This window comes from Streptomyces enissocaesilis (assembly GCF_039533765.1).
Lineage (GTDB): Bacteria > Actinomycetota > Actinomycetes > Streptomycetales > Streptomycetaceae > Streptomyces > Streptomyces enissocaesilis.
In genome coordinates this window covers 150,127-159,863 of record NZ_BAAAUD010000010.1, presented here as the reverse complement: position 1 = coordinate 159,863, position 9,737 = coordinate 150,127, and the positions used below count along the sequence as shown (strand labels likewise).

The 9,737-nt window shown below is 69.1% G+C and carries 3 protein-coding genes, 1 tRNA gene and 1 rRNA gene; 4 read left to right on the top strand and 1 reads right to left on the bottom strand.

Annotated features, from left to right (window positions below):
* The 3 genes from rrf to ABD374_RS04000 form a co-directional block, all read left to right on the top strand.
* Positions 1-98: ribosomal RNA gene (gene rrf, locus ABD374_RS04010) — 5S ribosomal RNA — on the top strand; the annotation flags it as partial.
* Between the two features lie 113 nt (positions 99-211).
* On the top strand, positions 212-880 hold the full coding sequence (locus ABD374_RS04005) for a DegT/DnrJ/EryC1/StrS family aminotransferase (RefSeq protein ID WP_344490692.1): 669 nt from the start codon (positions 212-214) through the stop codon (positions 878-880).
* A 174-nt stretch (positions 881-1,054) separates the two neighbouring features.
* Positions 1,055-1,127, top strand: a tRNA-Thr gene (locus ABD374_RS04000).
* A gap of 57 nt (positions 1,128-1,184) precedes the next feature.
* Here the strand turns inward: ABD374_RS04000 and ABD374_RS03995 are convergent.
* On the bottom strand, positions 1,185-3,851 hold the full coding sequence (locus ABD374_RS03995; RefSeq protein WP_344490664.1) for a SpoIIE family protein phosphatase: 2,667 nt from the start codon (positions 3,849-3,851) through the stop codon (positions 1,185-1,187).
* A 265-nt stretch (positions 3,852-4,116) separates the two neighbouring features.
* Between ABD374_RS03995 and ABD374_RS03990 the strand changes: the two genes are divergently transcribed.
* Positions 4,117-9,624: a HAMP domain-containing protein gene (locus ABD374_RS03990; protein WP_344490661.1), complete on the top strand. Its 5,508-nt coding sequence runs from the start codon at positions 4,117-4,119 to the stop codon at positions 9,622-9,624.
* Positions 9,625-9,737: the final 113 nt, after the last annotated feature.

Sequence of the window (9,737 nt, the reverse complement as noted above, 5' to 3'; positions counted from 1 at the left end):
GGGAAACGCCCGGTTACATTCCGAACCCGGAAGCTAAGCCTTTCAGCGCCGATGGTACTGCAGGGGGGACCCTGTGGGAGAGTAGGACACCGCCGAACAATCATTCAACGCTGGTTTCTGAACTTCGGTTCAGAGACCAGCGTTTTTTTATGCCTTGTTACTTGGTGTTCACGTTGTACGACGAACATCCCCAGACATGGGGACGATCGGAATGCTGAAGTCCGCGGGTGTCGGTGCCGGCGACGAGGTCATCGTGTCGGCGTACGGGAACGTCGAGGTGGCCGAGGCTGTGCTGGCTGTTGGTGCCCGGCCCGTTTTCGCTGACATCGACGAGGCGACGTACTGCCTGGATCCGGAGGCTGCTGAGGCTGCCCTGACGTCGCGTACGGCCGCCATTGTCGCCGTACCGCGATTCGGGTACCTGGCCGGCGTGCGGCCCTTGCAGGAGCTCGGGCGTCGGCGGGGGCTTCTTGTGGTGGAGCACCGTGAGGGGGACGGCCGGCCTGATCGGAGTGTGCTGGCTCAGCGGCAGGTGCGGGCGGCTTACCTGGACCGGCGGCTCACCGGGGTGCGGACCCCGGGAGCGTGTGCGGGGCATACGTATCAGGAGTACGTCGTCCGGGTTCCCGGGAACGGGCGGCCCGACCGTGACGCCTTCGCCCGCGCTGTGCGACGCAGGGGGGTGGAGTGTCAGGTGCCCGTGAAGACGCCCGTACACCGGATGCATGCCTTCCGGCAGGAGGTCTGTCTGCCCGAGACCGAGCGCGCCGCCGACGAGACGCTCGCGCTGCCCGTCGGCGGGCCGCTGTCGCGCAGGGATCTCCAGCGCGTCGTTGCTGCCTGCAACGCGCTCGGCGGGCTTCTTCAACCGGCCTTCTAGGGCATTTGTTCTGGGGGGTATCGGGGTGGTGGGCGAAGAACTCCGCCACCAGGACGGTCGCGTTGACGCGGACTTCCGGTTCGGCCGTGTCCGCCGCCCTGCCCGGAGGAGTGGTGTGTTCGGAACACCTTCGGATTCGGGTATGCTTTACCCCGTTGCCGCAGCGCAGCGCAGGCCCCAATAGCTCAGTCGGTAGAGCGTCTCCATGGTAAGGAGAAGGTCTACGGTTCGATTCCGTATTGGGGCTCAACACGCGGAAGGCCCCCGCCGGTTGGCGGGGGCCTTCCGCGTACTCCCCTACTTGCTACAGGGGGGCGTGCGGCATCGGGACGCGCATGGCGAGGATGGCCATGTCGTCGGAGGCCGGTTCCGCGGCGAAGCGCTCCACGGCGCGCAGGATGCGGGAGGCGACCGCGCCGGCCGTCAGGCCCGTACAGGTCGCCAGAACCTCGGCCAGGCCGTCGTCGCCGAGCATGCGGGTGCCTTCGCGGCGCTCGGTGACGCCGTCGGTGACGCACAGGAGTACGTCACCGGGGTCGAGGGTGACCATCTCCTCGTACAGCTCCAGGTCCTCCATGACGCCGAGGAGCGGCTGGGGTTCGGCGGCCGGTTCGACCGTGCCGTCCGGGCGCAGGCGCAGGGGGAGGGGGTGGCCCGCGCAGACGACCTTGAGAACGGCGCTGCCGTCCTCCTGGGGCCACAGCTCGCCGTACAGGAGTGTCAGGAAGCGGCTGCGGGCGCCCTCGTCGAGGATCGCCGCGTTGAGGCGTTCCAGGACGGCGGGGCCGCCGAAACCTTCTCGGGCGAGGAGGCGCAGGGCGTGACGGGCGAGGCCGGTGACGGCGGCGGCCTCGGGGCCCGTACCGCAGACGTCGCCGATGGCGAAGCCGTACGCGCCGTCGCGGATCGGGAAGAGGTCGTAGAAGTCGCCGCCGACCTCGTTGCCCTCGCCCGCCGCTCGGTAGATGACTTCGACCTCGACGTTCGGGACGTGCGGGAGCTCCGGGGGGAGCAGGCTGCGCTGGAGGGACTGGCTGATGGCCATGCGTTCGGAGTACAGCCGTGCGTTGTCCAGGGCGAGCGCAGCGCGGCGGGAGAGGTCCTCGGCGAGTTCGAGGATCTCCTGGCGGAAGTGGTCGTCGGTGGGTTTGCCGAGGGTCAGCATGCCGATGACGCGGTTGCGGGCCACCAGGGGGAGTACGACCGTCTCGCCGCCGACCGCTGCCGCCGTGGCGAGTGTGGTGCCGATGCCCGAGCCCAGGTGCGGGGTGGAGCCGAGGCCGAGGCTGCGCATCGACGTACGGAGTGCCGCCTGGTGGGCGGCTTCGCCGGGGGCCGCCCAGATGCGGGCGCCGGGGGTCGGGACCGGCTCCGGAGGGGCGATCTTGGAGAGCAGGGCCTTGAGGCCGTCGATGCGCTCCTCGTCCTCGTGGAGTACGAATGAGAGGTACGGCTCGGAGGACTGGTCGGCGATGGTGTAGACGGCGCACCAGGTGGCGAGGGTGGGGACCGTCATCTGTGCCATCAGGGCGAGGGTCTGGTCGCGGTCGAGCGTGCCGGCCAGGAGGTCGGAGGCTTCGACGAGGAAGGAGAGCGATCCCCGGCGGAGGCGCTCCAGCTCGCCGAGGCGGGCCGATTCGACGGCGAGCGCGATGCGGTCGGCGGCGAACTGGAGGCGCAGGGCGTCTTCGTTCGAATAGCGGCCGGGGGCTTCGGCGGCGACGCCGAGTGAGCCGGTGAGGCGGCCCTCGACCTTGAGGGGGACGGTGACGACCGAGCGCATGCCGGTGCCGTTGAGGAGCGGGACGGCCCCCGGGACGGCCGTGAGGTCCTCGTGGACGGCGGGCATGCGGGCGGAGCCGTAGCGGCCGGTGCCGGCCTCCACGGGGACGCGGGCGAAGCGCTGGCGGGCGGAGGGCAGGCCGGTGGTGGCCCGTACCTCCAGCTCGGTCTCGTCGTCGGTGGCGAGGAGCAGGAAGGCGGAGTCGGCGTCCAGCATGTCCCGGGAGCGCTCGACGGTGCGCTGGAGGAGCCCGTCGAGGTCGTCGGGGGCGGGGGAGCCGATGAAGACCTCGAAGGGATCCGCCGTGCGGCCCTCGGAGAGGGGGCCGCCGATGCTGTCGGAGGGGGTGCGCTGAGGGGACTGGATCACCGCGCGTTCGAAGTCGCGTACCAGGAGGCAGACGGTGGAGGGCTCGCCGGACGTGTCCCGTACGCGGAGGTGGGAGGCGTAGACGGCGAGGGTGCGGCCGTCGGCGCAGCGGACGCCGTAGCTGCCTTCCCAGCGGGAGAGCTGGAGGGCGTCCGCGATGCCGGTGGCCATGCCGGGGCTGTGCGGCCAGGCGGCGAAGTCGGTGAGCTGCTTGCCGGTGACCTGCTCGGCGGCGTATCCGAAGAGCTCTTCCGCGTCCTCGTTCCAGGCGTTGATCGCGCCGGAGCGGTCGATCTGGACGACGGCTACGCGGATGCGGCCGTCGGCGACCGGGAGAAGCTCGACGGGAAGGACGGGGCCGGCGGAGCGGATGCCCACCGGGCGCTGGGGGAGGTCCAGTTGGAACCAGACGTGTTTGCGGGTGGGTGCGTACTCGACACCCCAGCGGGCGGCGAGGGCGGCGCACAGCAGCAGGCCGCGGCCTCCTTCGCGGTCGGGGCTGCCGAAGGACTGGGCCGTGCCCTGGAGCGGGACCTCGCGCTCGGGGTAGCGGTCGCCGACTTCGACGCGGACGCCGTCGTCCGTACGCAGACAGAGCACGTCGGCGGTGGTGCCGGCGTGCACCACCGCGTTCGTGACGAGCTCGCTGGTGAGGACGACGGCGTCGTCCACGATGTCGGCGTAGCCCCACCCCTGGAGGGTGTCCCTGACAAAAGCGCGGGCGGTCGCGACGGACCGTCCCACGGGGTCGAAGCTGGCAGCCGCCCGCGCGGTGATCACAGAACTCCTCGTACGCGTCTCGACGCCCGGCTCTGCCATGATCGGCCCGCCCCTCCGGTGCCCGGTGGTGGATCTCGCGTCACCGCCCCCGCCGGGCGGACCGGGGCGGCTGGTCAGCCGGAAACCAGGTTACTTACCTTCGGTGCCCGTGCGGATGCCGGTCACCGGTGTTTCCGCCCCGGGAGTGCGGGGAGGGGTGTGCGAAGCTGCCGAACTGTTATGGCCTGGTTCGGCCAGGGTGAAACACTGGGAGTGTTTCGGGCACAGCCCGGTGAGTACGGTCGACCCCTGCGGGAGGGACACGGTGGAGTCTGGCGCAGCCGCGCGGAGCACCAGCACGCGCGCAAAAGGCGGACGGTCCCGGAACAATGGGACAACCGAAGTGGACACGGCGGCCCTGAACAGGCTGCTGCAGGCCCTTGTGACGATGCGGGACGGCAATTTCCGTAAACGCCTGACGGTCTCGGGCGACGGGGTGATGGCCGAGATCGCCGCTGTCTTCAACGAGGTCGCCGACCGGAATCTGCATCTGACCGGCGAGATCGCCCGGGTGCGGCGCATGGTCGGACGCGAGGGGAAGCTGGCCGAGAGGCTGGAGACGGGGGCCTGCGAGGGCTCCTGGGCGACCGCGATCGACGCGTCGAACGCCCTGGTGGATGATCTCGCGCGGCCTGTCTCCGAGGTCGGGCGGGTGCTGTCCGCGGTGGCGGACGGTGATCTCGATCAGCGGATGGAACTGCGGACGCAGGGGGGCGACGGCGCGGAGGGCGCCGGGCATCCGCTGCGTGGTGAGTTCCTGAAGGTCGGGCGTACGGTCAACAACCTGGTCGACCAGTTGTCGGCGTTCACGGACGAGGTGACCCGTGTCGCGCTCGAGGTGGGCACCGAGGGCAAACTGGGCGGCCAGGCCCAGGTGCGCGGTATGTCCGGTTCATGGAAAGATCTGACGGATTCCGTCAACACCATGGCGTACCGGCTCACGGCCCAGGTGCGTGACATTGCTCTCGTCACGACGGCGGTCGCCAAGGGCGACCTGTCACGCAAGGTCACCGTGCATGTGGCCGGCGAGATGCTCCAGCTGAAGAACACCGTCAACACGATGGTCGACCAGCTGTCGTCGTTCTCCTCCGAGGTGACCCGTGTCGCGCGTGAGGTGGGTACGGAGGGCGAGCTGGGCGGTCAGGCCCAGGTGCCCGGTGTCGCGGGTGTGTGGAAGGACCTGACGGACTCCGTCAACCTGATGGCGGGGAACCTGACCGCGCAGGTGCGGGGGATCGCCGAGGTGACCACGGCGGTCGCCAATGGTGATCTGTCGCGCAAGGTCACGGTGAGCGCGCGGGGCGAGGTCGCCCAGCTGGCCGAGACGATCAACCAGATGACCGAGACGCTCCGTACGTTCGCGGACGAGGTCACGCGGGTGGCGAGCGAGGTCGGCGGCGAGGGTCTGCTGGGCGGGCAGGCGCAGGTGCCGGGCGCGGCGGGGACCTGGAAGGACCTGACGGACTCCGTCAACACGGTCTTCCGGAACCTCACGACGCAGGTGCGGGACATCGCGCAGGTCACGACGGCGGTGGCCAACGGTGACATGACGCAGAAGGTCACGGTCGACGTCGCCGGCGAGATGCTGGAGCTGAAGAACACCGTGAACACCATGGTGGACCAGCTCCAGTCCTTCGGCTCCGAAGTGACGCGGGTGGCGCGGGAGGTCGGCGTCGAGGGCCTGCTGGGCGGGCAGGCGCAGGTGCCGGGCGCGGCGGGGACCTGGAAGGACCTGACGGACTCCGTCAACACGGCGTTCCGGAACCTGACCGGGCAGGTGCGCAACATCGCGCAGGTGACCACGGCGGTGGCCAACGGCGATCTGTCGCAGAAGGTCACGGTCGACGTCTCCGGCGAGATGCTGGAGCTGAAGAACACCGTCAACACGATGGTGGACCAGCTGTCGTCGTTCGCCGACCAGGTGACGCGGATGGCGCGTGACGTGGGTACGGAGGGACGTCTCGGCGGCCAGGCGCGGGTGGACGGCGTCAGCGGTACGTGGAAGGAGCTGACCGACTCCGTCAACTTCATGGCGGGCAACCTGACGTCTCAGGTACGGCAGATCGCCCAGGTGACGACCGCGGTGGCCCGCGGTGACCTGTCGCAGAAGATCGACGTGGACGCGCGCGGCGAGATCCTGGAGCTGAAGAACACGATCAACACGATGGTGGACCAGCTGTCGTCGTTCGCCGAGCAGGTGACCCGGGTGGCCCGCGAGGTGGGTACGGACGGCCGGCTGGGCGGGCAGGCGCAGGTGCCGGGCGTCGCCGGCGTATGGCGCGATCTGACGGACTCCGTGAACGGCATGGCCGGGAACCTCACCGCCCAGGTCCGCAACATCGCGCAGGTCGCGACCGCGGTGGCCCGCGGTGACCTGTCGCAGAAGATCGACGTGGACGCGCGCGGCGAGATCCTGGAGCTGAAGAACACCCTCAACACGATGGTGGACCAGCTGTCGAACTTCGCCGAGCAGGTGACCCGGGTGGCCCGCGAGGTGGGCACCGAGGGCATCCTGGGCGGCCAGGCGGAGGTCCAGGGCGTCAGCGGTACGTGGAAGGACCTCACCCAGTCCGTCAACTTCATGGCGAACAACCTGACTTCACAGGTGCGCAACATCGCCGAGGTGACGACGGCGGTCGCCAAGGGCGACCTGTCGAAGAAGATCACCGTCGACGCCAAGGGCGAGATCCTGGAACTGGTGACGACCGTCAACACGATGGTCGACCAGCTGTCGTCGTTCGCCGACGAGGTGACGAGGGTCGCCCGTGAAGTGGGCACCGAGGGCATCCTCGGCGGTCAGGCCAGGGTGCGCGGGGTCACCGGCATCTGGAAGGACCTCAGCGACAACGTCAACCTGATGGCCAACAACCTGACGTCGCAGGTGCGGAACATCTCGCAGGTCTCGGCGGCGGTCGCCAACGGCGATCTGACGAAGAAGGTGACGGTCGAGGCGCGCGGCGAGGTCGCGCAGCTCGCCGACACCGTCAACACCATGGTGACGACGCTGTCGTCGTTCGCCGACGAGGTCACGCGCGTGGCCCGCGAGGTGGGTACGGAAGGAGAGCTGGGCGGCCAGGCGCGCGTCCCTGGCGTCTCCGGTACGTGGAAGGACCTCACCGAGTCCGTGAACTCGATGGCGTCGAACCTGACCGGACAGGTCCGCCAGATCGCCATGGTCACCACCGCCATCGCCAAGGGCGACCTGACCAAGAAGATCGACATCGACGCGCGCGGCGAGATCCTGGAGCTCAAGACCACGATCAACACGATGGTGGACCAGCTGTCGTCGTTCGCCGACCAGGTGACGCGGGTCGCCCGTGAGGTGGGTACGGACGGCCAGCTGGGCGGCCAGGCGCGCGTACGCGACGTGGACGGCACCTGGCGCGACCTGACCGAGTCCGTGAACGAGATGGCCGGGAACCTGACCCGGCAGGTACGCGCCATCGCGGCGGTGGCCACCGCGGTGACCCGCGGCGACCTCAATCTCAAGATCGATGTCGATGCGCGCGGCGAGATCCAGGTCCTCCAGGACAACATCAACACGATGATCGCCAACCTGCGCGACACCACCCTCGCCAACAAGGAGCAGGACTGGCTCAAGGGCAACCTGGCCCGTATCTCGGGTCTGATGCAGGGCCGCCGCGATCTCGACGACGTGGCCTCGCTGATCATGAGCGAGCTCACGCCGGTGGTCTCGGCGCAGCACGGCGCGTTCTTCCTGGCCCTGTCGACGCGCGGCACGGCCGAGGTGGGGGCGGACGAGGACAGCCCGTACGAGCTGCGCATGCGCGGCAGCTACGGCTACTCGGCGGGCTCCATGCCGACCTCCTTCAAGCCCGGTGAGACGCTCATCGGCACGGCGGCGGAGGAGAAGCGCACCATCCTGGTGGACAACGTGCCGCCGGGTTACCTCAAGATCTCCTCCGGACTCGGCGAGGCGCCTCCCGCGCATGTGATCGTGCTGCCGGTGCTCTTCGAGGGGAAGGTCCTCGGCGTGATCGAGCTGGCGTCCTTCCAGCCCTTCACCCAGATCCAGAAGGACTTCCTCAACCAGATCGCCGAGATGATCGCGACCAGCGTCAACACCATCAGCGTCAATACGAAGACCGAGGTGCTGCTGGAGCAGTCGCAGGAGCTGACCGAGCAACTGCGGGAGCGTTCCGCGGAGTTGGAGAACCGGCAGAAGGCCCTTCAGGAGTCCAACGCCGAACTGGAGGAGAAGGCCGAGCTGCTGGCCCGGCAGAATCGCGACATCGAGGTGAAGAACACCGAGATCGAAGAGGCCCGGCAGGTCCTGGAGGAGCGCGCCGAGCAGCTCGCGGTCTCGATGCGCTACAAGTCGGAGTTCCTGGCGAACATGTCGCACGAGCTGCGTACGCCGCTCAACTCCCTGCTCATCCTGGCGAAGCTGCTCGCGGACAACGCGGAGGGCAACCTCTCCCCGAAGCAGGTGGAGTTCGCCGAGACGATCCACGGCGCCGGCTCCGACCTGCTCCAGCTGATCAACGACATCCTCGACCTGTCGAAGGTCGAGGCGGGCAAGATGGACGTCAGCCCGACCCGGATCGCGCTGGTCCAGCTCGTCGACTACGTGGAGGCGACCTTCAGGCCGCTCACCGCCGAGAAGGGACTCGACTTCTCGGTACGGGTGTCCCCGGAGCTGCCCGCGACGCTGCACACGGACGAGCAGCGGCTGCTGCAGGTGCTGCGCAACCTCCTGTCCAACGCGGTGAAGTTCACCGACACGGGGGCCGTCGAGCTCGTCATCCGGCCGGCCAACGCCGACGTACCGGACGCCATCCGTGAGCAGCTGCTGGAGGCCGGCTCGCTGCGCGACGCGGACGCCGATCTCATCGCCTTCTCGGTCACCGACACCGGCATCGGGATCGCGGCCAGCAAGATGCGGGTGATCTTCGAGGCGTTCAAGCAGGCCGACGGGACCACCAGCAGGAAGTACGGAGGCACGGGTCTCGGACTGTCCATCAGCCGGGAGATCGCCAGGCTGCTGGGCGGCGAGATCCACGCGGCGAGCGAGCCGGGCCGCGGCTCGACGTTCACGCTCTACCTGCCGCTGCACCCGAGCGAGCTGCCGCCGCAGGGCTACCCGCAGCTCACGCCCGGCGGCATGGAGCCGCTGCGCGCCGCCGCCGCGGCGGCCGATGGAGAACTGCCGACCGACACCGGCCCCGTCCGGCTGCCCTCCGCCCCGCAGACCGGTCCCGCCGGGCTGTTCCGGCGCCGCCGCAAGGCGGTGGGCGCCGCCGAGCAGCGGTCCGCGCTGCCGGGGCAGTCCGGTCAGCCCGCGGCCGCGGTGCAGGCACAGGCGGCCCCCCAGGAGCCCCGGCCCGAGAGCGGACAGGAGGCGGCGGCGCCCGAGCCGCGTCGCGGCATCATGTTCGACAACGAGAAGGTGCTGATCGTCGACGACGACATCCGCAACGTCTTCGCGCTCACGAGCGTGCTGGAGCAGCACGGGCTCTCCGTGCTGTACGCGGAGAACGGCCGGGAGGGCATCGAAGTCATGGAACAGCACGACGACGTGACGCTCGTGCTGATGGACATCATGATGCCGGAGATGGACGGCTACGCGACGACGACGGCGATCCGCAGGATGCCGCAGTTCGCCGGACTGCCGATCATCGCGCTGACGGCGAAGGCGATGAAGGGCGACCGGGAGAAGGCCATCGAGTCCGGCGCTTCCGACTACGTTACGAAGCCGGTCGATCCCGATCATCTGCTCTCGGTGATGGAGCAGTGGATGCGTGGAGAGTGATCGTAAGCTGTATGAAACCCGACGGGTTGTTGACTGGCTGTGGCCGAAGGCGTGTGAGCCGGCGGTATACGGGGAACCTTCTGGTCTCCCACCGCGTTTCTGCTACGTGCACA

Coding starts and splice junctions, on each gene's coding strand:
- ABD374_RS03995 (WP_344490664.1), bottom strand. CDS start 3,851: ATGGCAGAGCCGGGCGTCGAGACGCGTACGAGGAGTTCTGTGATCACC.
- ABD374_RS04005 (WP_344490692.1), top strand. CDS start 212: ATGCTGAAGTCCGCGGGTGTCGGTGCCGGCGACGAGGTCATCGTGTCG.